Source organism: Colwellia sp. E150_009 (assembly GCF_053543955.1).
This window is the reverse complement of record NZ_JBHFOM010000041.1, coordinates 18,234-43,505: the sequence shown is the minus strand read 5'-3', so window position 1 is coordinate 43,505 and position 25,272 is coordinate 18,234. Positions and strand designations below refer to the sequence as shown.

Here is a 25,272-nt window from a genome sequence, read left to right as displayed (position 1 = left end):
ACATGAGAGTTACCTTTTTTTGTTTAAATTAAAGATTCGACACCTTTAATAAAAACGGGTAACTCTCAACTTTTCAAGTCGATGTGTCAGATTAAGTCGGAACTAATACAGCTAAAGCAATTCACTGGGCTTGCTCTACATCGCCCAAGGTCGTTAGTGATGACTAATTTTACCTTAGAGCAAAAAGACTATATTCAATCAACAATAGATGATCATGTATACCTAGAAGCATGTCCAGGTAGTGGGAAAACAGAAGTTGTAGCAGCAAAAGTTGCTAAGGAAATATCAAATTGGAAAAAAGATCCTAGTGGTATAGCTATATTATCATTCTCTAATAGTGCAACTGATGAATTAAAAGATCGAATAGGTAAATTTAGCACTTCGAATTTAAAGTTTCATCCTCATTTCATTGGGACATTTGATAGCTTTATTTATAAATATATTGTGAGTCCTGTTGCTCACAAAATTACAAAATATTCTGGTACAGATGATGATTATGCAATAAGAATTGTAGAAAGTACGTCAAGCCTATTTATTCAAACTAAATATCAGTATGCAGGTAGAGGTAAATTAAAGGCAAATCATTATAGTTACAATTCAGATAGTGATATTTTTAGCTTTCATACTGGCGATAAGATATATGATCAGTCATTAGAAGCCATGACATTTGAACATTGGCAAAAAAAGGACTTATTAGATACAAAAAAGAAGTTTCTAAAGGCTGGGTTTTCTACTTATAGCGATATCGAATTACTAGCTATAGCAATATTGAATGACGTTAGTTTAAGTGGTTTTTCTGAAATTTTAACTCTTCGTTTTCCTTTAATAATTATTGATGAATGCCAAGATTTAGGTAAAGTGCAAATTTCAATTTTACATAAACTTGCAAGTTTTGGTGTAAAGCTTCATTTTATTGGGGACCTTAACCAATCAATTTACGCGTTTAGAAATAGTGAACCAGACAATGTTTTGGAATTTACAAAAGAGTTAGGATTTGAATTATTTCCGCTGACAAAAAATCATAGAAGTGTTCAACCAATTGTTAATCTATGTAACACATTAGTTGCAGGGGCTAATGTGATCGGGCGAACTACTAATAAAACTAACCATTGTATTGTTCTAGAGTATTCAGAATGTCCTACAGAAGTTCTCCCCACATTTACTCGACTTTCAAAGCCATATAATAATAATGTAATTATTGCTAGAGGGCATACAATGCTCAATAAATTCAATACCTCGGCTAATAAATTAAACGAAGTGCAGAAGTTAGCTTTAGCTATAACTTTATTTGATATAAATAATTTTGATAGATTAGAAAAATCAATAACATTATTTTCTCAGTATTTGCGAACTCTGATGACAGAGAGTGTAAAGCCCTTGAGTTTTAATTGTCCAGTCTCTATTGATTCTCCTTTAAAGTGGCGAACTTTTTTATTCAATGCATTAATTTTTTTAGCTGAAGATAATCTCAATGATTCGTCTCTTACTTGGAAAGTATGGACAGGGAAAGCAAAATTAAGGATAAAAGGAATTTTGAAACAGTCATTTGTAGATGATGATATAGCAGTAGTCCTTAATTCATTATCAGATTGCAATATACGCTCCCCAAATAAACTAGGACAAGAAGCGCTTGGAGTATCTTTAAAGATTGTAAACACGCCAATTTGTTTATTCAGAAAAGAAACAGTACACCAAGTAAAAGGTGAAACACATGATGTTAGTATGTTTGTTTCTAGTGCAGGAAAACAAGGAGCAGTTGGAGCTAATTGGAAAGAATGGTTAGCTGATCCAAACTCAGAGTATGCAAGATTAGCATATGTCGCTTCTTCAAGACCGAAAGAGCTATTAATATGGGCAGTCAAAAAATTAAAGTCCAAAGAAAAGGCAGAACTTGAAAGTATCGGTTTTGACGTAATACCGTTAGATGATTAAAATTTAAGCCTAACCTCATTTGGTGACTGATAACTTCAAGCATTATGCTCAGTCACATGTTTTAGAATAATAAAAATGTTAATTATTGATTTTAGTGTATGAACTTTACTAAGATTAGACGAACTAATCAAAAGAGGGCATATTTTGAATTAATACAATACAGGTACACTTTTTATAATGAACAAGCTTAACTTTCAGCACTGTATCTCCTCAAAAATTGATCCAGCTTCATTAGAAGCGTTCTCGCTCTATATTGGAATGATCAATCCGAAATAATCACATAATAATAGCCCTTTCTTGCAACCGACCAGTCGGTCTGTTAGTATTTAAAGGTAAATATTGTTAATTCTAAGAGTCTTAAATCATGAGTGATGCAGAACAAACACGCCAAAAAATTCTTGAAGTGGCCGCAGATGAAATTCATCAGCATGGCTTTCAAGCTACCAGTTTGTCTACCATACTAAATCGTTGCTGTATTTCTAAAGGTGCGCTGTATTACCATTTTACTAACAAGTTAGAGTTGGGCTACGCGGTATTTGAAGAAGTTTATGTGCCTGTTTTTTTAGCTACATGGCAACCTGCCTTAAGTCAGGCTGATCCTATAGAAGGTCTGTGTGAATTTTTCACATCAATGTGCGAGTCTATGGTGTGTAGTGAGGCTGTTTGCGGTTGTCCGTTAAATAATCTTTGTGAAGAAATGGCGAATGTTGATGAAGGTTTTCGGTTGAAGGTTTTGTCAATGCAAGAGAAGCTCAATACACTGATTGTTGAGGCTTTAACTCGTGTAGAAGGTGAACTTCGTGAGGGGTTAAAATTTTCTCAGGTTGCTTATTTTATTGTTTCAACTTTTCATGGTGCTACCTCGTTAAGTAAAAGTTCACGTAATAAAGAGTTATATCAACAAGTTATTTTAGAACTTTGTTTATATATTCGTGCGTTAAAACAGTAACGCACTATCAATTATTGTTATTAAAAAATATTTTTTATAAAAATGGGTTACAAACCGAACGGTCGGTGTTATTATTCTTATATTGAATATACCGAGCGGTCGGTTTGTTGTTGGGTAACAATAGTAGCTGACCGATTAACGCCTTCAGGGAGTAATAATATGCTACGCCTAACCAATATTTTGATGATATTTGTATTATCATTTTCACTGTCTGCCTTTTCGTCTGAACCATCAGCGCCTTCACCTTATGCCGTTTTAGAGAATGTTGGTAATAAGCTATTTAATCGTATTGCAGCAAGCCAGCAAGAAATAAATAAATTTCCATCATTGATGCAAGACATTGTTGAAGAAGAACTGATGCCTTCAATAGATTATCAATATGCGTCATACCGCATTTTAGGTAAACATTTAAGAAAAACTAGCGCAGCACAACGCGAGCAGTTTGTTAGCTCTATGCGTAATTATTTGTCAAGAACCTATGCAACAGCATTGACGAAGTATAAAAATCAACAAGTTATTTTTGAGCCAGAAAAATCGGTGGCTAATAAGAAAATTGTAGGGATAAAAATGCAAATTGTTGAGTTAAATAAACCTACAATAGATGTTATTTTCAAGATGAGAAAAAATAAGAAAACGGGAGAATGGAAAGCTTTTGATATGGTGGTTGAAGGTATTTCATTATTGAGTAGTAAAGAAGCTGAATTGGGTAACCGAATTGCTAAACACGGTATTGAGCAAGTATCTGTTGAGCTAGCATCGATTGCCGAATAAGGCAGGCATTCGTTAAGCGTGGCTTAAATCTTGCCAACTACTTGTTAAGGCACGCTTTGTTTTTATCTAGCGATACTTTGTAAAACTTCAATTGACACTAGGTTAGTTACAGAAGATTTAAGCTTGTCCATTGTGCTACAAACAACGAGTAATCCTTCATCATTCAATGCCAAATAACCTTGTTCTCGCAATGTATTAATTAATGTTGCTTGTGCTTTTTTATCGATAAATTCTGGTGCGGTTATATTGTTTAATACGGCTAAACGCTTAGCAATAGCAACTACTTTTTCTTCTAATTGTCGTCTTGAAAGTGGTGCTAGGCGTGTCGCTAATGAGGTAATTATTGCTAATCTTTGTAAGCTTTCATCTATACATTCTGCCAGTAAATGCACTTGGTTTAGTTGAGGATTGTTTTCAGTGAGTGACCAAAAATTTGCTTTTGTTTGTTTGATAATACCGTTATTTGCCATTGACGTGAGCAAGTTTTCAACTTGCAGTGTAATTTGCTGCGGTGTTTGCCATAAGAATAAATCGGCTTTTAAGGTAACTAATAAATTGATAGTGTGCGTTATTATTTTTTCATGAGATATTTTGCTATTATGTGTTAATAACCTACACACTAAAGAGCTTAAAGCGTACGTGTGTAGAATATTGTTACGATAATAACGCATTTCTAAACTAGCTGAATCATCAAGTGAAACAATAGTGCCAAAGCTGTCTTTGCAAAGGGTTACCTTGTTAAGCGAAATAACATGCGCTAATAATTCAGCACCACTTTCTTGTGGTATGCTTAGTTGCTCACTATAAGGCGCTTCGCGTTGTACAGTGAGGAAAAAATCTAAATGCTTTTCTAAATCGGCTTTGGCTAGTGCCTTGTTTTCGCTAGCATGAAGTATCAATGCGACCAGCGCAACACCATTAAGTGCAGCACATTGGTTAATTCGTGTCATTAACTGATTTGACATCTCGTTAACTGTGGGTGTTAACCAGTTTGGTTTTTGCGGATCAAACGGATCAATGGCGTCTTTCCAGTTGGGCACTTTTTCATTTAAGTAGCTATTAATGTTAATAGGCTCACCAAAATTGACATAACCATTACCATAATTTCGTAAGTTTTTAATTGCTTTTAATACACCAAAGATAGACTCGTTTTTCTTAGCACTGCCACTTAGCTCTTTATGGTACGTACCCACTTCCATTACATGTTCATAGCCTAAATAAACGGGCACTAAGGTTAATGGGCGATCTATTCCGCGCAATAGGCTTTGAATGGTCATAACTAACATGCCAGTTTTTGGCGGTAATAATCGACCAGTACGGCTTCTACCGCCTTCGGTATAATATTTAACTGAATAACCACGTTCAAAAAGTAAACTGAGGTATTCACGAAAAATAGTAGAATATAAACGGTTGCCAGCAAAGCTTCGGCGAATAAAAAAAGCACCGCCTTTTCTAAAAATAGTACCAGCAGGCCAGAAATTTAGGTTAATACCAGCAGCTATACGCGGCATTACTAAACCTTCTTGAATAATTACATAAGAAAGTAACAAGTAATCCATGTGGCTTCTGTGACAAGGTACATAAATAATTTCGTGACCGTCTTGTGCTAACTTTCTTAATACTTGGGAATTATTGACTTTAATATTGGTATATAAGCGCCCCCATAACCAACTTAAAAATCGCTCACCTAAGCGCACTAATGAAACGCTATAATCTCCAGCGATTTCATCCATTATATTAAAGGCTTGTTTTTTTACTTTATCCGTACTGATGTTTTTGCTTTTGGCTTCATCTTTAATAATACGCTTTACTGCTGGGTTAGCGAATAAAGCGGTAAACATTTGTTGACGATGAAGTAGGCGTGGTCCTTTGGCAGCAATGTTTTGGCGATGAAAGTGAAAACGTGCAACACGCAACAATTTGTGAGCCGTTGCTTCATCATTGCCGTGATTATCAGACATTATTCTTAACGAAAGTGCCTCACTATAGCGTATTAAGTTATCACGACCGAGAAATAGAACGATGAAAAATTTTCTAAGCCAAGTGGGTGAGGCTTGTTCTGCCAATAAAGAAGAAACATTAGCGTTGTTTTTTTCTTGTGTTGGTATGCGCCCCCAAATAAGATTAACGGGAATCAGCTGTGCATCTAGGTTTTTATTATTATGATGCTGATTAAGAATTTCTAAACCTTGTTGTAATGCTTGGGTTTTACTACGTTTTAAACCAAACAATGACGTTGGTTTGGCTAGGCATAAAGTACGGTTAAATAGTGTGTTGTTTATTTTTACTTTACTTAAGGGGTCAGGCAGTTTTTGTTGCTTACATGCTTTTTGTAATGCGAGTAAATCACTCGCGGATTGATGGCTAATAACGTAAAAAATGGGTTTTGTTGATGTTTCAACAGGCGTTTTTGCATCTAACACTATTTTGCTGCGAACAAATAAACGCAGAGGAAGTTTTAACAACAAGTAAAAAAAAGAACGCAATACAGATATCATGATCACTAATATTAACCGTGTAAGAAACTAGTAAGAGAAAGTTGGGTATTATAGGTGTTGTAACTTCAAAATTACATAGTTTAACAATGAATAAGGTGATTTATACTTTGATATGAATATAACTACGCGCAAATACAGCGATTTCGTCCTGAATTTTTAGCTTGATAAAGGGCGTCATCAGCTTGTTTAAACATACTATTCCAGTTGGGCACGTTTGTGTTTTCTGCAATCCCAATAGATACTGAAATAGGCGGCAAATAAGCATTGGTTTCTTTTCTAATGAGTTTCATTCTTTCAATAGAAACACGAATTTTTTCTGCGGTGAGCTTTGCATCAGCTATTGCTTTATTTGTCATGACTACAACAAATTCTTCCCCACCAAAGCGTACTGCTAAGTCTTGTTCACTAATGTGACTAGTAATAGTTTTAGCAATACGTTGTATTACTTGATCACCAACAAAATGACCAAAATCATCATTCACTTTTTTAAAGTGGTCAATATCAATCACCAGAGAGGTGTGTGTTTGCGAAAAATTTAACAACTGTAACTTTTCGTCACAACCACGACGGTTTAATAACCCTGTTAATGAATCAACTAATGCTTCTTCTCTTGACGCAGCAAGTTTAGCTTTTAATTGATTAAGCTCTTGCTGGGTTGCCGATAATTCTTTAGACAAAACTTGGTGTTGAGATTTGGCATTATCAATGGTATCAGATAGAAAATTCACCACATGCTTAAGCGATTGATGGTGTTCTTTTTTGGTTAATATAGTATTTAGTTTGTGTAAGCTTTTGGTGACTTTATCTTCATTACCAACTTGCTGATTTATTTGATTTAATGTTTTGGTAACTGTTTTTTCAAACGGAGAAATGACATGGTTTTCAATGTGTTCACTAAATGAAATGTAACGTTTAAATAAGTCAGCGATAAAATCGGCAGTCATTAGCTCTTTTTGTTCAAGTTGTTTATCTATGGCAGCTGTTAATGATTCATTTTCATTACTAATATAAAGATATATAACAGAATAATTAACAGGGGTTGGCGCTATGGAATGATCAGAAAGAAAATCATGAGTTAACTCACTAAAATTAGAAGATACTTGATAGTTATGTTCGAGAGCCATTCTTTACCCTTAAACCATGCGCAAAATTATTATTCTTAGGTTAAATACTCTAACGTTATATTTTAATAGTAACAAGCTATTATGTAGAATATGTTATGCTTTTATGTGTCAACGTGATTTGTTCTACGAATCTATTCTTATTTATGTCGGTGCTTACATATCACAAAATTATAAAAAGGAAGTCTTGTGCAAAAAATTGCTGTTTTTGTTGATGTTCAAAATATTTATTACACCACTCGGGATGCCTTTCATCGGCAATTTAACTATAGGTTATTATGGCAAGAATTAATGGCTCAGGGAGACATAATTCAGGCCTATGCTTATGCAATTCAACGCAGTGATGACCAACAGCATAAGTTTCAAAAAGCGCTAAAACATATTGGTTTTAATGTTAAATTAAAACCCTTTATTCAACGCAGTGATGGTTCAGCGAAAGGTGATTGGGATGTTGGTATTACTATTGATGTGTTAACCGCTGCAGCCAGTGGCAGTATTGATACTATTGTATTATTGTCGGGTGACGGCGATTTTGATTTATTATTAAACCACGTTAAAGCGGAATTTGGAGTCAAAACCATAGTATACGGTGTGGCTAATTTAACGGCTAATTCCTTGATCAATGCAGCCGATGTTTATTATAAAATAGAAGAGAGTTTGTTACTTTAGTTCATATTGCTTAAGTTCATATGCAAGCAAAAATTATATCAGTTGGACTAAGGTATTAATTATATTTAGGCGTTAACAAGCTACACTAAAGAGGTTAGATTAGAAAATGTACTCATATAGAAAGACGTAAGTCGTCTTTCTTTTTAGGTTGTTTAAAGTTGTTTTAAATTGTTTTACGTAATAGTTGTTTCAAAGTAAGTGCTTTTTTAAAGGAGTAGATTTTGAAGAAAACTGATACCAATAACTATCAACACTTTCTTAATGTTGTCGATTGCCAACAAGCTTGCCCTGCTCATACGCCTGTTCCTGAATACATCCGCTTAATTGCTGAAAAACGTTATACAGAAGCTTACCTCATTAATTGGGAATCAAATGTTTTTCCTGGGATTTTAGGGCGAGTATGTGACAGACCCTGCGAGCCTGCTTGTCGTCGAGGTCGTGTTGAAGAAACACCCGTTGCAATTTGTCGGCTCAAACGTGTTACGGCTGACAACAAAGAAGACATTACCGCCTTTCTGCCAAAAATACCGCGTAAAAAAAACGGTAAACGTATTGCGCTGATTGGTGCTGGACCAGCTTCAATGACGGTCGCCCGAGATTTATTACCTTTGGGGTATGAAGTGGTTTTGTATGAACGTGATGCAAAAGCTGGCGGCATGATGCGCAGTCAAATCCCCGCCTTTCGTTTACCTGAAACTGTGCTTGATGAAGAGTTAAATTACATCATAAATATGGGCTTAGAGTGTCATTTTGGTGAAGAAATCACTTCTCTTGATAAATTATTACAAGCAAATTTTGATGCAATATTTGTTGGTACAGGTGCCCCTAATGGTCGATGGTTAAAAATTCCAGGTCATGATCAACTAAACAGCCGATTAACACACCCACAAATTGACACGGGTATTAATTGGCTTGCCAAAGTGTCTTTTAAACACCTTCATTATGATGAAGAAAATCCAGCCCCAAAAAAAGTTGTTGTATTAGGCGGTGGTAATACCGCAATGGACTGTTGTAGAACAGCAAAAAGATTAGGTGCAGAAGAGGTAACCGTATTAGTACGCTCTAGCTTTGAAGCAATGAAAGCATCACCTTGGGAAAAAGAAGATGCAGCAGCTGAAGGTATCAGCATTTTGCCAAATTATAACCCGCTAGAATACAAAATTTTGAACGGAAAGCTGGTCGGGGTATTGTTCGAACAAGTTGCTTCGGTTTATGACAAAATTGGCAATCGTCGCTTGCAACCAACAGGTGAAACATTATTAGTTGAATGTGACCAAGTATTAGTTGCCGTAGGGCAAGATACCGCATTTGACTGGATTGAACGTGATATTGGTATTAAATTTAATCAATGGGACAGTCCCAAGGTAAGCGGTAAGTCTCTGCAGTCTAGCTTGCCTAATGTGTTTTTTGGTGGTGATGCCGCCTTTGGCCCTAAAAACATAATATCTGCGGTTGCTAACGGTCATCAAGCAGCCATTTCTATCGATCTTTTTTGCCAAAATGCTGACCCCATTGATGATAGATCAGACACTAGCTTTAATCTCATTAGTCAGAAAATGGGTATTCATGAATGGAGTTATCAAAGTGGTATTGATCATCAAGTGCGTAATCTTGTGCCGCATCTTTCATGGGATGAAGCGGTTAAGTCGTTAGTAAGTGAAGTTGAATTAGGCTTTGATGAAAAACTGGCTTTGGCTGAAGCAAGTCGATGTTTAAATTGTGATGTGCATACAGTGTTCACTGAAAGCACTTGTATTGAATGTTCTGCTTGCGAAGATGTTTGCCCAATGGACTGTATTAATTTTGTTGAAGAAGTAAACGATGATAGCCAAATAGTGAAACAGTTTCGTGTTTCTGAGCTTAATAGTGAGCAAAGCTTGTTAGTTTCTGCACCACTAAAAACAGGCCATATAATGATAAAAGATGAAGATGTTTGTTTACATTGCGGGCTATGTGCTGAGCGTTGTCCAACAGGGGCTTGGGACATGAAAAAACTAATGATTAATAATATAAATGCCACTATAAAATAGTATTTAATAACGTGCTATTTTTATGACGAGCAAGGTAGAAGTTATGACGAGTATCGCACTAAATAAGGAAAACGAAGCAAACAATACTAAAGTCACACAAAAACATGTGGTGAATGAGTTTGTTGTGCGTTTTGCTAATACTAATGGCACGGGTTCTGCTAGTGCTAATAACATGTTTGCTAAAGCTATTTTGCGAATGGGTATTCCCGTAAGTGCTAAGAATATTTTTCCGTCTAACATTCAGGGTATGCCAACATGGTATGAAGTTAGAATATCTGAAAAGAACTACTTAGGCAGGCGCGGTGGTCAATCAGAACTGGTTGTTGCTATGAATGCACAAAGCCTTAATGATGATATTCAAAGTGTAAAATCAGGGGGGTATTTGTTGTATGATTCAAGCCGAGCATTACAAGATAATCAAAAACGAGGCGATATTAATTTTATTGGCATGCCAATTTCTCATATCTGCTTAAAAGAATACAACGACCCAAGGCAGCGCCAATTATTTAAAAATGTTATTTATGTGGGGGCATTAGCTGCGTTATTAGAGATGGACTTTGCTTTATTGAAAGGATTAGTTCGTGATCAATTTAAAGGTAAAGAAAAACTCATAACGCCCAACGTATACGCATTAGAGCTAGGCTATCAATACGCTAGAGAGCATTTTATTTGTCCGCTAGCTATAAAGGTTGAAAGCCGAAATTTAATAAATAATCGCATATTGGTTGATGGCAATACAGCAACAGGGCTTGGTGCTGTTTTTGGTGGTGCAACAGTGGTTGGTTGGTATCCGATAACGCCTTCTACATCAGTGATTGAAAAATTTTCCAGTTATTGTCATCGTTTACGCATTGACCCCGCTAGCGGTAAAAAAAATTATGCCATAGTGCAGGTAGAAGATGAGCTAGCCGCTATAGGTGTTGCCATTGGTGCAGGTTGGAATGGTGCTAGAGCTTTCACCGCTACTTCAGGCCCTGGTGTTTCTTTGATGACAGAGTTTTTAGGGTTGGCTTATTTTACTGAAATACCTATGGTGTTGATCAATGTACAACGTTCTGGTCCATCAACTGGTATGCCAACACGCACTCAGCAAGCCGATATTATCGCTTGCGCTTATGCTTCTCATGGTGACAGTAAGCAAGTGCTATTGTTTCCAGAAAGCCCGTATGAATGTTTTGAATTAACCGCGCAGGCATTTGATATAGCAGAACAATTGCAAACCCCCGTTATTGTTATGAGTGATTTAGATTTAGGGATGAATGATCATTTAACACAAGAGTTTTCTTGGCAAGATGATAAAGCCTATCAACGAGGTAAGGTATTATCTGCCCAACAGCTTGATGAAGTGGAGGTGTTTGGTCGATATTTAGATGTAGACAATGATGGTATTTGTTATCGCACATTACCTGGCACGCATCCAAACAAAGGCGCCTATTTTAATCGAGGAACTTCACGAAACCATTTTGCAGGATATACCGAAAAATCAACAGACTATGTTGATAACATGGAACGACTATCGAAAAAATTTGTTAATGCCATTCAATATTTACCTCAGCCAGAAATAAAACAGAGTAATAAAAATGCACCGTTAGGATTGATTTTTTTTGGCACCACTAGTCACCCTATTGCTGAGGCCATAGAGCAATTAAAAGATCATGGCTTAATTGCGAATAGTTTACGGATAAAGTCTTTTCCATTTCATCAAAGTATTCAAGAGTTTATTGAAAAACATTCAGGTAAAAATAAACACGTATTTGTTATTGAACAAAACCGAGACGCACAAATGAAAAGCTTATTGGTAAATGAGTTACAAATAGACCCCAATACGCTGACCAGTATTTTAAACTTTGATGGTTTGCCAATAACGAGTACTTTTATAGTTGATGCTGTGCTATTACAGTTATCAGCCAGCCAAAAAAGCCAAAAGACAGGTTAAGGAGTAATAAGTATGAGTTTTATAAAATCAACATTTCGTCATCCTCGCCTTCCTGTTAATGACTTAGGTTTAACGTATCGAGATTATGAAGGTGCTTTGTCAACTTTATGTGCTGGTTGTGGGCATGACTCTATTACATCGGCAATAATACAAGCATGCCATGAACTGTCTATTCAACCAAGCCATGTGGCCAAATTGTCAGGTATTGGTTGTTCATCTAAAGCGCCCAATTATTTCTTAAATAAAGCGCATGGTTTTAACTCAGTGCATGGCAGAATGCCGTCTGTTGCCACTGGAGCTAATTTAGCAAACCAAGCACTGCTTTACTTAGCCATGTCGGGAGATGGTGATAGTGCATCAATTGGGTTTGGACAATTTGCGCATGTAGCCCGTCGACAGTTAAATATGGTTTATATGGTAGCGAATAATGGCGTTTATGGCTTAACAAAGGGGCAGTTGGCGGCAACAGCAGACAAAGGCGTTAAAAATAAAGCTGGAGAGTTAAGCTTATTTACAGACATTGATTTGTGTGTCATGGCGCTACAATTAGGCGCTAGCTTTGTAGCACGCAGCTTCTCTGGTGATAAACATCAACTAGTGCCTTTATTAAAAGCTGCAATGAGTCATAAAGGTTTTGCATTTATTGACATTATATCGCCTTGTGTCACTTTTAATAACCATGCTGGCTCTACACGTTCTTACGATTATGTGCATGATCACCTCACAACGGGAGCTGTGGCAGATTTTGTGCCGATTAAAAAAGAAATAACCAGCAGCGCTGATAATAGAAAAAGTGAAGATATTTGCTTACACGATGGCTCAATAATGCGTATTGAAAAAGTGAGTGCCGATTATGATAGTGGCAATGCAAGTCAAGCGATTATTGATATTGAGACAAACAAGAAAGAAGGAAAAATACTAACGGGGCTTTTTTACTTAGAGCCTACAGCCAGTGATTTTCATGAAATCAACAATACTAATAACACCCCCTTAAATCAATTAACGCAAGAAGAGCTTTGCCCAGGAAATAGAGTACTAACGGGGATTAATGAGAGTTTTAGGTGAGCTGTTTTAGTTTAGGTCTATAAAATAAGAAGTAACACCTTTTGTTGTGTTACTTCCATTTAATGAATGTATTTTAACTATTTAAATTTTACTAATGTGCCTTTTAATGCCACACCAGCCATAACCGCGCCAGCACCACATTCAAATTCAGTTTCACTGGCAAAATGCCTATTTTTATAATTAGATTCAATATTTACTACCGCGTCCATGTTTTCACGCACTGCACGCTCTTGTAATGCTTTTAATGCACTTAACATTACCCATTCACATGCTTCACTGTCTGATTTCATGAAAGCATTTGTTTTCTTATTTGTTGATACTTGCCCATATTTTTCAGCAATAGCTTTGTGTTTTTGGGTAGAAAAATACAGAGGAATATCCAATAATACTTCTTTGGCTTTTGCAGATTCAAGTAGCGGAGCAATGGGGTATTTTCCTATATCATCACGCGCAGAGGCTGACGCAGTAATAGCTGTAAGTACTGCTGCTAGAATTATTTTTTTCATTTTATTTCATTTCCTTGATAGTAGTAAAAGACTAAAGAGTTTAAACACAAAATTATTTTAATGGTAAAAAATCAAATAATCCAGTTGATTATTCTGCTAATCGGTTGAAATGTGCACAATGCTGTGATCGAATTGTTTAGAATGCTTAGGAAGATAATCTTGTATCTTGAGGTGGTTTAGCTATAAGTATATACTGAATAAAATCAAAAAGTACTGGTCATGTAACGCTGTTGAATGCTATTGAAATTAGCCAATTAAGCTATAAATACCCTCAAAATAATTATTATTCTTTGCATGATGTTTCTCTCAATATTAGAGCCCAATGTTGTACAGGCATTATAGGACCTAATGGGGCGGGTAAATCTACATTTATTTCTGCTTTATGCGGTTTAATACCTAGCTTTGAAGGAAGTATTGAATACCCAAGTATGTCTGGTAAATCTAAAGCATTAATTGATTGTGTGAAAGATAAAGTGTCCTTGGTTCCACAAGAATATGCTTTTTATCCGCAGTTAACTGTTTTACAAAACTTACATTATTTTTTATCGCTTTGTTGTATTCATAACAGTGAATGGAAAATATTGCTGGCGGATATTCTTGCTCAATGTGAGTTAAACGAAGTAAAAAATCACAAAGCTAAAAATTTATCGGGTGGTTATAAACGTCGGCTAAATATAGCCATTGCGTTGGTAAAAAAGCCTGAAGTATTGTTTTTAGATGAACCTACCGTGGGTATTGATCCTGAATCAAGAGCTGTAATTATTAGATTACTCGAATCATTTAAATTACAAGGGAAAACGTTATTATTTACTTCTCATATGTTAGATGAAGTAGAGAAAATTTGTGATGATATTATTGTTTTTCGTGATGGTAAGGCGCAAATGAACGAAAAACATCAGCAAGAGAATATTTTACTTACTGTGCGTTTTAATCAATCACCTGATAATCTTGATTTTTTAACTATATATGAGCAAAGTGCGAACAACACATACCAAATTGTACTTAATTCACCTGAAGCGTTAGCGGCTCAATTACAACAGCTAACGCAAGTTGCCCATCAAATAATTAACATAAATTATTCAGCTAATTCTGTAGAGCGCATTTACAATCACACGCAGGCGCCTAAATGATATTAAACAGTTTAAAAAAAGAAGCGCTGATTATATTAAGTGATATTCATAGTATTGGCGTATTATTAATTTTGCCAGTTGCGTTTATGTTGATAATGACATTTGCAATGAGTGGTCAATCACAAGATGCCATAGGCAAAATTACGGTAAAGGTAAGTAGCACAGAGAATCATCTCTATGTGACTGCTTATCAACAGTATTTACAACAGCAAGGCTTTATAATATCAGACAAGAATAATGCTGCAGATTTGTTAATATCGTTACCCAATGATTTTGAAAAAAAAATATTAACGGGATTAACAGCTAAATCTATTGTTTTGACAATAAAAGAAACGATCACCCCATCAATGCAACCTATGGTTATTCAACTAGTGCACGGGGCTTTTTCAAAACTACGATTACATGCATACATGTTAGATATAGGCGACTTGAATGATCAAGCGCCTTTACAAGATCAAATAAGTGAAATAGATAAAAATACTAATGTTGAACAGTTTTTTTTAATTGATGAACTCGATCAACCGCTTACATCGGCAACGCTTTATAGCGTACCGTCATGGATAATTTTTGGTATCTATTTTATTGTTTTACCCGTGTCTATTACGGTAATAAACGAGCAGAAAAATGGCACGCTTATTCGACTGAAAACATTTCCAATTAGTACGTCACATTATTTTTTTACTAAGGTTAGTGCTTTTTGTTTATTGAGCTCAATACAGTTTGTCATATTAACCCTTATTGGCATTTTTGCTGTACCAGTGCTTACTGCGCAACCAGCTATTACGGTTAGTTATTGGCCTATTTATTTGTTGTCAGGGCTTGTTATTGTTGTATCAGCCAATGCACTAGCCTTTATTATTGCAGCTGTAGTCAATAGTTATGAACAAGCCATTGTATTAGGTGGTGGTATTAATATTTTATTAGCAGCGGTTAGTGGGTTTATGGTGCCGATGAACATCATGCCTGAAATAATGGCTACGATTGCAAGTTACTCTCCGTTATATTGGTCTGCAGAGATCATTCGCGCATCGTTTATAGGAAACAATACAAGCTTAATTTATACTTACCTAACTAATTTATTACTTTTTAGTGTAGTAAGTTTTACTATGGCGAGATACTTGTTTGTAATGAAAATTAGGAAATTAATGTGGAATTAACACAACCGATTCAATCCAAGCTAGCCCAATTAAAAGATGATCTTAAAAAGCTTATTGTAGAAGAATGTGAAAAAGAAGATGATTTCGCTTGGCAGGAAATATTAGACGACGAACAATTATTTGGCTCTGACTCGCGTATAAATTTAGATTCACTGGATGGATTACAACTATCACTAGTTTTAAAACGTACTTTTGGCGTAAAAATAGAAGGTTCTAAAGAAAGCCGTAAGCATTTAACAACCATTAATAGTATTGCAGCCCTTATTGTTGAACAAAGTACTTTTGAGCAAAACAAGTGATAGCAAAGCCTGAACGTGTATTTGTAAGTGCTTCAACCTCAAATAGTGCATTAGGAAAACAGCAACATTTACCTTCTTCAATGTTTTCTTCTACAAAAAATGGAGGAATGCAGCGCTGTAGTGCCCCAGTAGGCGACCATCAAGTATTGTATTATGCAATGCAGGAACAACCCTCTTTGAATAAAACATTTGAGAAAATGATGGGGTTACTCATTGAGCAGGTCGACTTATTATTAGCGCAAACGGCTCTTACGCCAAAACAATTAAACAAAACCATGTTATTTATTGGTTCAACTTCATTAGATATAGGCTGTATAAAACCTGATATCAGCCAAGCGATATGGCTGTCTCAAACAGATAAAATAGGGCAATTGTTAGCTGAACACTATGTGTTGCATTCATTGCACTTCACCTTTAATACCGCTTGTACCTCTGGCGCTAATGCCTTGCTTTATGCAACAAATTTTATCAAACAAGGTAAAGTTGATAACGTCATTGTTATTGGCTTTGAATTTTTTAACCAGCTTTCACTTAATGGATTTGATTCACTTGATTTAATTAGTAAAACAAGCGTAAAGCCTTTTTCTGCTACACGAGACGGCTTGATTTTAGGTGAAGGAATTGGCGCGGTTTTACTGTCGAAACATTGCACTGAACATACCCAATTGGAAATACTTGGCGGTTATTCTTCTTGTGATGATCACAGTTTAACAATCACTGAAGAAGAAGGTACTCATATCGTTGAGGTGATAAAACAAGCATTACAAAATGCAAGTATTGTACAAAATGATGTTGATTTAATAAAAGTTCATGGCACCGCATCGATTAAAAGTGATTTAGCAGAATGTAATGCATTGAATAAATTATTCACGCAGTTACCTAAATCATACGGATTCAAATCCTTGATTGGTCATACATTAGGCGCTTGTGGTGTCATTGAATTAGCTTTATTTGATCACTGCATTCGCCATGCTTACTTGCCACAATTAACTTATCAAGAGGATAAATCAGCCCCTCTGTTGTTACCCTTTATTGAGTCTGCTGCTGAATTAATACAATCAAAAATTATGTTATTTAATCATTTTGGTTTTGGAGGCAATAATGCCGCGTTGATTGTTAAAAAAGTGGAGCCAAGCTAAGTATGTGCAAACTAATACTAAAAGCCCATGAGGTTGTGTGCTTTCCTACAATAATGTCAGACAAAGAAGTCAGAAACGTTGTTAAAAATGAGACAGGGTTTTCAGTACGGCGTTTAGACAATGTTACGTTGATTTCTTTAACGGCTGTGTATCGGTTAATGGCTAATAACAAAACGTTACCCCAATTAGCTTTGTACAGTGGCGCAGAGTATATGTCGGTTGAACTTTTTCAGTCAGTAATACTTGCTATGGAAAATAAAGAAGCTATTCGTCCTTATGATTTTATTGCTACCGTTGGTAATGCTGCTAATTTTTATTTGTCAAAAGAATTTAATATTCAAGGGCCTAATATCTTCATTGGCGCGAGTCATAACACATTGTTAAAAGCTAGTTTGTTGGCAGAAACAGATATGTTACAGGGACATTGCCAACAAGCAATAATTGTGATTTGGCAAACTGATGATAAAGAGCGGCGATGTCATGCATTGTTGGTTGAAAAGGTATCAGATACAGATGCAGCCCTTAAAACATGGCATCATTTTATTGGCACACCTCAAGAGTTATCTGTATTAGAGAAAGAAGTACAATATCCACTTTTGTTGAATTTGAGTTAGTATATTTGTTCATTGCATGTTCATAGGAAAATTTATGCTAGTTTTTAATTACCTTTTTATCCAATGCATGGTCGGGTCTAAATGACAATAATTGCACTCTCAGCGAATATTGAAGCACCGTGGTTTAATGAACAATTTTCCTATTGGCTGGCGCAGCTTAATGAGCAAGAAGCACATCGCTATGTTTTGATGAAAAGTAAACGCAAGCAACAACAAATGTTATTAAGCAGAGCTTTACTTTCCAAAGCATTGGCTCATTTTGATTGCACACTTAATCGTGCTTATGAAATTTTTAACTACACCACCTTAATCTTAGATAACAAGTCACAAACTTTTGCAATTTCTATCACGCACAGTGGTGATATGGCGGCGATTATTTTAAGTGATCAACCCTTAAGAGTAGGGATAGATATTGAGCAAATAAAAAAGCGTAACTTTGTTGAATTAGCTAAAGAAATATGTACAAAGACAGAATTGGCGTTGATCAAAACCAGAAAAAATATTGAGGCTGATTTTTATCAACTATGGACAGTTAAAGAGTCTTTAGCAAAAGCAAGTCTAAGGCCATTAACGGATTTATATCAATGCGACTGTTCAGCTGTACTCACGAGTGATAAAACGAGTATTGATTGGCACTGTGTTACTTATACGGTAATTTGCCCTAATGTTCAGGGTTATAAAACTGCCATCGTGATAGATTCAAAAGAGAAAGTGCTACTTAAACAGATATAACTCTACTAACACTTTCTAATATAAAACGTAATTAGCTGATTAATACTGAAACATTTTGTAGCAATAGCCTATTGAAAAAAAATGTCGATTGGTATTGGAAAATTTGAACAATTAAATTAGAATGAACGTTCATACTTAATAAAAGAGATTGGTTTATATGCAACGTACTCGCGTGAATATTTTTACTGTCATCGTTTTGGCAAGCGCAGTTTTTTTATCTGGTTGCGATCAAAATCAGCAGGTAAAAGCCCCTGCTTCGCAACCTACCCCCGTTGGTGTTATTACATTAACGAATCAACCATTAATGCTAACAAAGGAGCTGCCAGGTCGAGTGACAGCATCACAGGTAGCGCAAATTCGTCCACAAGTGAATGGCATTATAAAAACTCGCTTATTTACTGAAGGTACTGAGGTTAAAAAGGGCCAAGCGTTATATCAAATTGCCTCTGAGGTTTTCGAAGCACAAATAGCAACTAGCGAAGCTGCGATAGCTAAAGCCCAAGCGAGTATTGCTAATGCCAAAGCAAAAGCAGAACGTTATGCTGATTTATTAGCAATAAAAGCCGTTAGTCAACAAGACTTTGATGAAGCGAATGCCAATTATAAAAGTACACAAGCGGATTTGTTAACAGCAAAAGCACAGCTTAAAACCGCACAAATCAATCTTAACTACAGTAAGGTTGTGTCGCCTATTAGTGGTCAAATTGGCAAGTCTAGCGTAACAGCGGGGGCTTTAGTAAATGCAAATCAAGCAACCGCATTAGCAACGGTTACTCAGCTTGATCCTATTTATATTGACCTAACCCAGTCGAGCAGTGAATTAACGCGTTTGAAAAAAGCCATTGCGAATGGTGAGCTGGATAAGGATCTAGCAATTCACTCTGCTGTTGAATTAACGATGGAAGACGGTTCTGCGTATCCGCATAAAGGCACATTACAGTTTTCTGAAGTGACTGTTGATCCAAGTACTGGCTCTGTTACCTTGCGAGCCGAATTTCCAAACCCAGAAAAACTATTATTGCCAGGCATGTATGTTAGGGCTGTGATTGTTGAGGGGGTTAAAGCGAATGCGATTTTAGTGCCGCAGCGAGGTGTTAGTCGCAATACGAAAGGTGAACCTACTGCTATGGTGGTTAGTAAAAACAATACCGTTGAAGCTCGTGTATTAGAAATTGACCGAACAGTGGGTGCTAATTGGTTGGTGACAAGTGGTTTAAACGATGGCGATCAAGTGATTGTTGAAGGTTTACAAAAAATAGCACCAGGTGCAACTGTTAATGCTGTGCCAGCCGAATCAATTGCTAAAACTCAATAACGGAGCATTGTAATGTCACGATTTTTTATCGACCGACCTATTTTTGCATGGGTACTGGCCATTGTGGTTATGCTAGCAGGAATACTGGCAATTAAAGGTTTACCTATTGCTCAGTATCCGTCTATTGCACCACCAGCAATCAGTATTCAAGCGACTTATCCTGGTGCATCAGCACGTACCTTAGAAGACACTGTTACACAAGTTATTGAGCAAAAAATGAAAGGGTTAGATGGCTTGTTGTATATGTCATCAACGTCTGAATCAAATGGTTCAACCACGTTAACGCTGACTTTTAATGCCGATACCGATCCAGATATTGCGCAAGTTCAAGTACAAAATAAACTAGCATTAGCAACGCCATTATTACCTCTAGAAGTACAGCGCCAAGGTGTGGCTGTGGCTAAATCAGCACGTAACTTTTTAATGGTTGTTGGTTTTGTTTCAGAAAATGGCAGCATGAATAATATCGACATTGGTGATTATGTTGCATCCAATGTGCAAGATATCATCTCACGGGTGAATGGCGTAGGTGAAGTACAATTATTTGGTTCGCAATATGCGATGCGTATTTGGTTAGATCCAAATATGCTGCAAAAATATAAACTGACACCTTCCGATATTAGCGCCTCTATTAGTGCGCAAAATGCTCAAGTATCGGCAGGCCAGCTAGGTGCTTTACCTGCTATTGATGGTCAACAGCTCAATGCGACAGTCACTGCGCAAAGTCGTTTACAAACGCCTGAGCAATTTAGAGATATTTTTGTGAAAACGAATGCAGACGGTTCAGTTGTTCGCTTAGGTGATGTTGCAAAAGTTGAGCTTGGCGGTGAAAGCTATGGGGTTGTGGCACGCTATAATGGCAAACCAGCGTCAGGTTTAGGTATCAAGCTTGCCAGTGGAGCAAACGCGCTAGATACCGCTGCTGGGGTAAAAGCAGCTTTAGTTGAATTAGAGCCTTTTTTTCCTGAGGGATTAGCCTCGGTTGTACCTTATGACACGACACCATTTGTCTCATTATCCATTGAAAAAGTAGTAAGCACTTTAATTGAAGCGGTCGTGTTAGTATTTTTAGTCATGTATTTATTTTTACAAAATTTCCGTGCAACGCTAATTCCTACTATTGCAGTACCTGTGGTACTTTTAGGTACGTTTGCTGTACTGCATGTTTTGGGTTATTCAATTAATACTTTAACTATGTTTGCTATGGTATTAGCCATTGGTTTGTTAGTTGATGATGCAATCGTTGTGGTTGAAAATGTTGAACGTGTAATGACAGAGGAAAAACTGTCACCGCTTGAGGCAACACGTAAGTCGATGGATGAGATCAAGGGTGCACTAGTTGGTATTGCTATGGTGTTGTCGGCGGTATTTATACCTATGGCGTTCTTTGCTGGCTCTACTGGTGTTATTTATCGTCAGTTTTCTGTGACCTTAGTAACCGCGATGAGTTTGTCTGTTTTAGTGGCACTTATTTTAACGCCAGCATTGTGTGCAACAATGTTAAAGCCAAGTCATGTTCATAATGATTCATCATTTATTGGTCGATTTTTTATAGGTTTTAACAACGGCTTTGATAAGACCAATAGCGGTGCTCAAAGTTTTGTAAGCCGTATGATCAAACACAGTAAACGTTATTTATTGTGTTATGGCTTAATCGTTGGTGGCATGATTTATATATTCTCACAACTGCCATCTGCATTCTTACCAGACGAAGACCAAGGTATTTTATTTAACCAAGTGAGTTTACCTGCAGGATCTACGACAGAACAGACATTAAAGGTTGTTAAGAAAATGGAAAAGCATTTCTTAGAAGATCAATCTGAAGCGGTACGATCTGTTTTTAGTGTTATTGGGTTTAGTTTCGCAGGCTCTGGGCAAAATTCAGCTATTGGTTTTGTCGGATTAAAGCACTGGGATGAACGTCAACGTGATGATTTATCTGTAGGTGCGGTTGCGGGTAAAGCGATGGGATATTTTTCTACTATTAAAGAAGCTTTTGTATTTGCCTTTCCACCCCCTGCTGTTGTAGAACTTGGTACAGCTAATGGTTTCACATTATTTTTGCAAGACCGTGTAGGGCTGGGTCACGACAAACTACTTCAGGCTCGTAATATGCTACTAGGCATGGCTTCACAAAGTCCTGTATTAGCTGGCGTTCGTCCTAATGGCCAAGAGGATAAACCAGAACTTGAATTAGATATTGATTTAGCTAAAGCGCAAGCGTTGGGTCTGACACAAGAAGACATTAATAATACCTTGTCTACTGCATGGGGTAGTAGCTATGTAAATGACTTTATCGACCGTGGTCGAGTGAAAAAAGTGTACTTACAAGGTACGCCTGAGTCTCGTATGGTGCCAGAAGACTTAGATAAGTGGTATGTACGTAATAGTAATGGCAATATGGTGCCGTTTACTGCCTTTGCTCACTCTTATTGGACTTATGGCTCGCCACGTCTTGAACGCTATAACAGTTTTTCATCAATGGAAATTCAAGGAGCATCAGCGCCAGGTTACAGTACGGGTCAAGCGATGGATGAAATGGAAAGGTTGGTTAAGCAGTTACCTAATGGAATTTCCTATGAATGGACAGGTATTTCGTATGAAGAGCGTTTAAGTGGTGGCCAAGCACCATTGTTATATGCGTTATCGTTATTAGTGGTGTTTTTATGTTTAGCAGCATTGTATGAAAGTTGGTCGGTGCCAGCAGCAGTAATGATGATTGTACCTTTAGGTGTTTTCGGCGCGGCAATGGCAGCCTTTGTCGGGAATTTATCGAACGATATTTATCTACAAGTTGGCCTTTTAACTACCATAGGTTTGGCATCTAAAAATGCTATTTTAATTGTTGAATTTGCCATTCATAAAATGGATGAAGGTATGCCATTAGTTGAATCAGCCATTGCTGCTGTTAAGTTACGCTTACGCCCGATTTTGATGACTTCGATGGCCTTTATTTGTGGTGTATTACCGTTGGCTATTGCATCAAGTGCTGGATCTGGTGCACAAAATGCGCTAGGTATTTCAGTGATTGGTGGCACACTTGCTTCGTCAATTATTGTGGTGGTATTTGTGCCATTATTTTTTGTATTAGTACGTCGTGTTTTCCCCGGTAAACATAAAACTGTGACGCAGGAGTAATCAAAATGACATTAAAAGTGTTAAGTTTAGCTAGCCTAAGTGTCATGATGCTGAGTGCTTGTCAAATGGCACCACAGCGTGAAGATTTAGTGTTACCAGTACCTGATAGTTATGCCATACAGAGTGAACAAGGAAACACAGCGGATTTAAAATGGCAGCAGTTTTTTGTTAATGAAAAACTGCAAAAGCTAATCGAGCAAACTTTGATTCATAATAAAGATATTCAATTGGCCGCACTTAATGTGCAGCAAGTGCGTGCGCTTTATCAAATTGAAGACTCGGCCTTATATCCATCAATAGATTTTGCAGCATCGGGTACACGTCAACGCTTACCAGCTGATTTATCGTCAACGGGTAATGCTCAAATCAACGAGAGTTATTCGGCTACAGTTGGAATGACGGCATATGAGCTAGATTTATGGGGTAAAATTCGTAATCAATCAGATCAAGCCTTGCAAACCTTGTATGCCTCTGAACAAACTCAAATGAGTGTGAAAATTAGTTTAATTTCTGAATTGGCAAGTGCTTGGTTAAATTACGCTGCTGATAAAGCGCAGTTAGCACTTGTGATGCAAACCTTAGAAAGTCAGCAGGCTTCATTGGCTTTAACCGAAAAAACCTATGCTCTTGGTGCTGCATCAAAGTTAACGTTAGCGCAAATTCAAAGCACAGTGGCCGCTGCAAAAGTTGATATAGCTAATTATCAACGTTTATTAAAACGTGATAAAAATGCCCTTGATTTATTAGTGGGTAAGCCAGTTTCAGCGGAGCTATTGCCCGTTGAAAGTTTAGATGAAGTGTTAAACCTACCTAATGTGCCTGTTGGATTACCGTCAGAGCTACTTGAGCAACGTCCTGATATTAAAGCGGCAGAGTTTCGTTTGTTAGCTGCCAATGCGAATATTGGTGTGGCTAAAGCTGCATTTTTTCCAAGTATTACTTTGACTGCAAATGCAGGAACTGCATCGGCTGAGTTTGATAATTTGTTTTCAGGCGGGACTGGCACATGGAGTTTTATTCCGTCAATTACAATACCTATATTTAATATGGGTCGTAATCAAGCAAATTTAGAGGTTACACAAACCCAGCAAGAAGTTGCCTTAACAACTTATGAGCATGTTATTCAACAGGCGTTTAAAGAGGTTTCTGATGCGCTTGTTGATAGAGAAGGTTATAGGCAGCGATTAAGTGCGCTTGAAGATTTATATCGAAGCAATCAAGAGTCGTTTGCGCTCTCTGAAGCGCGCTTTGAAAAAGGGGTTGACAGCTATTTGCAGGTACTAGATGCACAACGTAATTGGTATAGTGCTGGGCAACAACTCATTAGTGGTAAACAAGCTTATATCACTAGCCTAATTAGTTTATATAAAGCAGTTGGCGGTGGTTGGCAACAACCTATTCATCAAAGTGAATAGCTATTAGGTTATGACATTAGTAGTGTATCACTAGCTTAAGTTCTTTGATTTAACACATAAGATCAGAAGTTAAAATTTGGTAAGCTAGTGATAATATTTAGGTTCAATAGAAAAGTTATCCTTTTCGGAGTTATGATGAGAGAGAAATCTAAAAGACAATCAGATCCAACGGTTGCTCAAGCTCGACGTGAGCAAGTGCTTTGTGCTGCGGCCGATTGTTTTAGACGCAAAGGATACCATGGCGCAGGAATGGCTGAAATCTCTAGAACGGCAGGAATGAGTGCGGGACATATTTATAATTATTTTGCCAGTAAAGAAGCAATAATTGAGTCAATTATAAAACGTGATATGGATGAATTATTTACGATATTTCAAGAGTTCGAAAATACCCCCGGTGATTTGGTAACTGTTTTACTTGACGGTTTAGATGAAGGCGTTGATCATCATTTTGATATAAACCAAGGTGCGCTTGATATAGAAATGCTTGCAGAGGCAGCACGTAATGACAAGGTTGCTACTTTGTTACGCGAATCAGATATTCAGGCTCGTCAAAAAATGTACAGTTTGTTAGTTGGTGAACGTAGCTTAATTAAAATGGCTGAAATAAAAGAAATAAATAGCCGTATTGAAGTCATTTTTGCGATGATGAGCGGGTTGTTACTACGCAAAATAGTTAATCCAAGCATTGATAAAGAAACAATATTATTAGCATTGCGCCCTGCAATGCGGGTACTTTTAGTGCCATTTCCTAGTGAAGAAGAAATAGAATAGGTAAGTTCTTCTAGCCCATCGATAATATTTGCTCTGGTTTAATAGCGTAGTGTCATATCTATCATTTATGCTCAGCTAACGTCAT

The 25,272-nt window shown here is 36.9% G+C and carries 20 protein-coding genes; 17 read left to right on the top strand and 3 right to left on the bottom strand.

The window, feature by feature from the left end; translation table 11 throughout:
* The first annotated feature begins 159 nt into the window (after nucleotides 1-159).
* The 3 genes from ACE1OF_RS15655 (at nucleotide 160) to ACE1OF_RS15645 (ending at nucleotide 3,652) form a co-directional block, all read left to right on the top strand.
* Nucleotides 160-1,932, top strand: a complete 1,773-nt coding sequence (locus ACE1OF_RS15655; protein WP_448895582.1) for a UvrD-helicase domain-containing protein — start codon at nucleotides 160-162, stop codon at nucleotides 1,930-1,932.
* Between the two features lie 364 nt (nucleotides 1,933-2,296).
* On the top strand, nucleotides 2,297-2,881 hold the full coding sequence (locus ACE1OF_RS15650) for a TetR/AcrR family transcriptional regulator (protein WP_448895581.1): 585 nt from the start codon (nucleotides 2,297-2,299) through the stop codon (nucleotides 2,879-2,881).
* 159 nt (nucleotides 2,882-3,040) lie between these two features.
* On the top strand, nucleotides 3,041-3,652 hold the full coding sequence (locus tag ACE1OF_RS15645) for an MlaC/ttg2D family ABC transporter substrate-binding protein (protein ID WP_448895580.1): 612 nt from the start codon (nucleotides 3,041-3,043) through the stop codon (nucleotides 3,650-3,652).
* 62 nt (nucleotides 3,653-3,714) lie between these two features.
* Here ACE1OF_RS15645 and plsB read toward each other — a convergent pair whose 3' ends face one another.
* The gene (plsB, locus tag ACE1OF_RS15640) at nucleotides 3,715-6,150 is read right to left on the bottom strand and encodes a glycerol-3-phosphate 1-O-acyltransferase PlsB (protein WP_448895583.1); all 2,436 of its coding nucleotides are present in this window, start codon (nucleotides 6,148-6,150) and stop codon (nucleotides 3,715-3,717) included.
* A gap of 122 nt (nucleotides 6,151-6,272) precedes the next feature.
* Entirely contained in the window at nucleotides 6,273-7,274 is a 1,002-nt protein-coding gene (locus ACE1OF_RS15635) for a GGDEF domain-containing protein (RefSeq protein ID WP_448895579.1), read from the bottom strand.
* Nucleotides 7,275-7,460: 186 nt separating this feature from the next.
* Here ACE1OF_RS15635 and ACE1OF_RS15630 point away from each other — a divergent pair, with 186 nt between their 5' ends.
* The 4 genes from ACE1OF_RS15630 to ACE1OF_RS15615 all read left to right on the top strand — a co-directional run bounded on the left by ACE1OF_RS15630 (nucleotide 7,461) and on the right by ACE1OF_RS15615 (nucleotide 12,971).
* Nucleotides 7,461-7,940 (top strand): NYN domain-containing protein, encoded by a 480-nt coding sequence (locus ACE1OF_RS15630; protein ID WP_448895578.1) that lies wholly within the window; start codon nucleotides 7,461-7,463, stop codon nucleotides 7,938-7,940.
* A 221-nt stretch (nucleotides 7,941-8,161) separates the two neighbouring features.
* Nucleotides 8,162-9,970 carry an FAD-dependent oxidoreductase gene (locus tag ACE1OF_RS15625; RefSeq protein ID WP_448895577.1) on the top strand — a complete coding sequence of 603 codons (1,809 nt, stop codon included), beginning with the start codon at nucleotides 8,162-8,164 and terminating at the stop codon, nucleotides 9,968-9,970.
* A gap of 43 nt (nucleotides 9,971-10,013) precedes the next feature.
* Nucleotides 10,014-11,906 (top strand): 2-oxoacid:acceptor oxidoreductase subunit alpha, encoded by a 1,893-nt coding sequence (locus ACE1OF_RS15620; RefSeq protein ID WP_448895576.1) that lies wholly within the window; start codon nucleotides 10,014-10,016, stop codon nucleotides 11,904-11,906.
* A 12-nt stretch (nucleotides 11,907-11,918) separates the two neighbouring features.
* Entirely contained in the window at nucleotides 11,919-12,971 is a 1,053-nt protein-coding gene (locus ACE1OF_RS15615; RefSeq protein WP_448895575.1) for a 2-oxoacid:ferredoxin oxidoreductase subunit beta, read from the top strand.
* A gap of 77 nt (nucleotides 12,972-13,048) precedes the next feature.
* Here ACE1OF_RS15615 and ACE1OF_RS15610 read toward each other — a convergent pair whose 3' ends face one another.
* Entirely contained in the window at nucleotides 13,049-13,477 is a 429-nt protein-coding gene (locus ACE1OF_RS15610) for an excinuclease ABC subunit A (RefSeq protein ID WP_448895574.1), read from the bottom strand.
* A gap of 230 nt (nucleotides 13,478-13,707) precedes the next feature.
* Here ACE1OF_RS15610 and ACE1OF_RS15605 point away from each other — a divergent pair, with 230 nt between their 5' ends.
* From ACE1OF_RS15605 to ACE1OF_RS15560, 10 genes are all read left to right on the top strand, one after another.
* On the top strand, nucleotides 13,708-14,607 hold the full coding sequence (locus ACE1OF_RS15605; protein WP_448895573.1) for an ABC transporter ATP-binding protein: 900 nt from the start codon (nucleotides 13,708-13,710) through the stop codon (nucleotides 14,605-14,607).
* Nucleotides 14,604-15,764, top strand: a complete 1,161-nt coding sequence (locus tag ACE1OF_RS15600; RefSeq protein ID WP_448895572.1) for an ABC transporter permease — start codon at nucleotides 14,604-14,606, stop codon at nucleotides 15,762-15,764. Before ACE1OF_RS15605 ends, ACE1OF_RS15600 begins: the two co-directional genes overlap by 4 nt.
* Nucleotides 15,755-16,063, top strand: a complete 309-nt coding sequence (locus ACE1OF_RS15595; protein WP_242283431.1) for an acyl carrier protein — start codon at nucleotides 15,755-15,757, stop codon at nucleotides 16,061-16,063. The genes ACE1OF_RS15600 and ACE1OF_RS15595 overlap by 10 nt, the downstream gene beginning before the upstream one ends.
* A complete protein-coding gene (locus ACE1OF_RS15590) occupies nucleotides 16,060-17,202 on the top strand; it encodes a beta-ketoacyl synthase N-terminal-like domain-containing protein (protein ID WP_448895571.1) in 1,143 nt (380 codons plus the stop codon). The genes ACE1OF_RS15595 and ACE1OF_RS15590 overlap by 4 nt, the downstream gene beginning before the upstream one ends.
* A 2-nt stretch (nucleotides 17,203-17,204) precedes the next feature.
* Complete coding sequence (locus ACE1OF_RS15585; protein ID WP_242283434.1) at nucleotides 17,205-17,816, top strand: hypothetical protein; 612 nt, start codon at nucleotides 17,205-17,207, stop codon at nucleotides 17,814-17,816.
* 81 nt (nucleotides 17,817-17,897) lie between these two features.
* Nucleotides 17,898-18,548: a 4'-phosphopantetheinyl transferase family protein gene (locus ACE1OF_RS15580; RefSeq protein WP_448895570.1), complete on the top strand. Its 651-nt coding sequence runs from the start codon at nucleotides 17,898-17,900 to the stop codon at nucleotides 18,546-18,548.
* A 157-nt stretch (nucleotides 18,549-18,705) separates the two neighbouring features.
* Complete coding sequence (locus ACE1OF_RS15575) at nucleotides 18,706-19,863, top strand: efflux RND transporter periplasmic adaptor subunit (protein WP_448895569.1); 1,158 nt, start codon at nucleotides 18,706-18,708, stop codon at nucleotides 19,861-19,863.
* A gap of 12 nt (nucleotides 19,864-19,875) precedes the next feature.
* On the top strand, nucleotides 19,876-23,001 hold the full coding sequence (locus ACE1OF_RS15570) for an efflux RND transporter permease subunit (RefSeq protein ID WP_448895568.1): 3,126 nt from the start codon (nucleotides 19,876-19,878) through the stop codon (nucleotides 22,999-23,001).
* 5 nt (nucleotides 23,002-23,006) lie between these two features.
* Nucleotides 23,007-24,416, top strand: coding sequence for an efflux transporter outer membrane subunit (locus ACE1OF_RS15565; protein ID WP_448895567.1), 1,410 nt, complete (start codon nucleotides 23,007-23,009; stop codon nucleotides 24,414-24,416).
* A gap of 135 nt (nucleotides 24,417-24,551) precedes the next feature.
* The gene (locus ACE1OF_RS15560; protein WP_242283451.1) at nucleotides 24,552-25,187 is read left to right on the top strand and encodes a TetR/AcrR family transcriptional regulator; all 636 of its coding nucleotides are present in this window, start codon (nucleotides 24,552-24,554) and stop codon (nucleotides 25,185-25,187) included.
* Nucleotides 25,188-25,272: the final 85 nt, after the last annotated feature.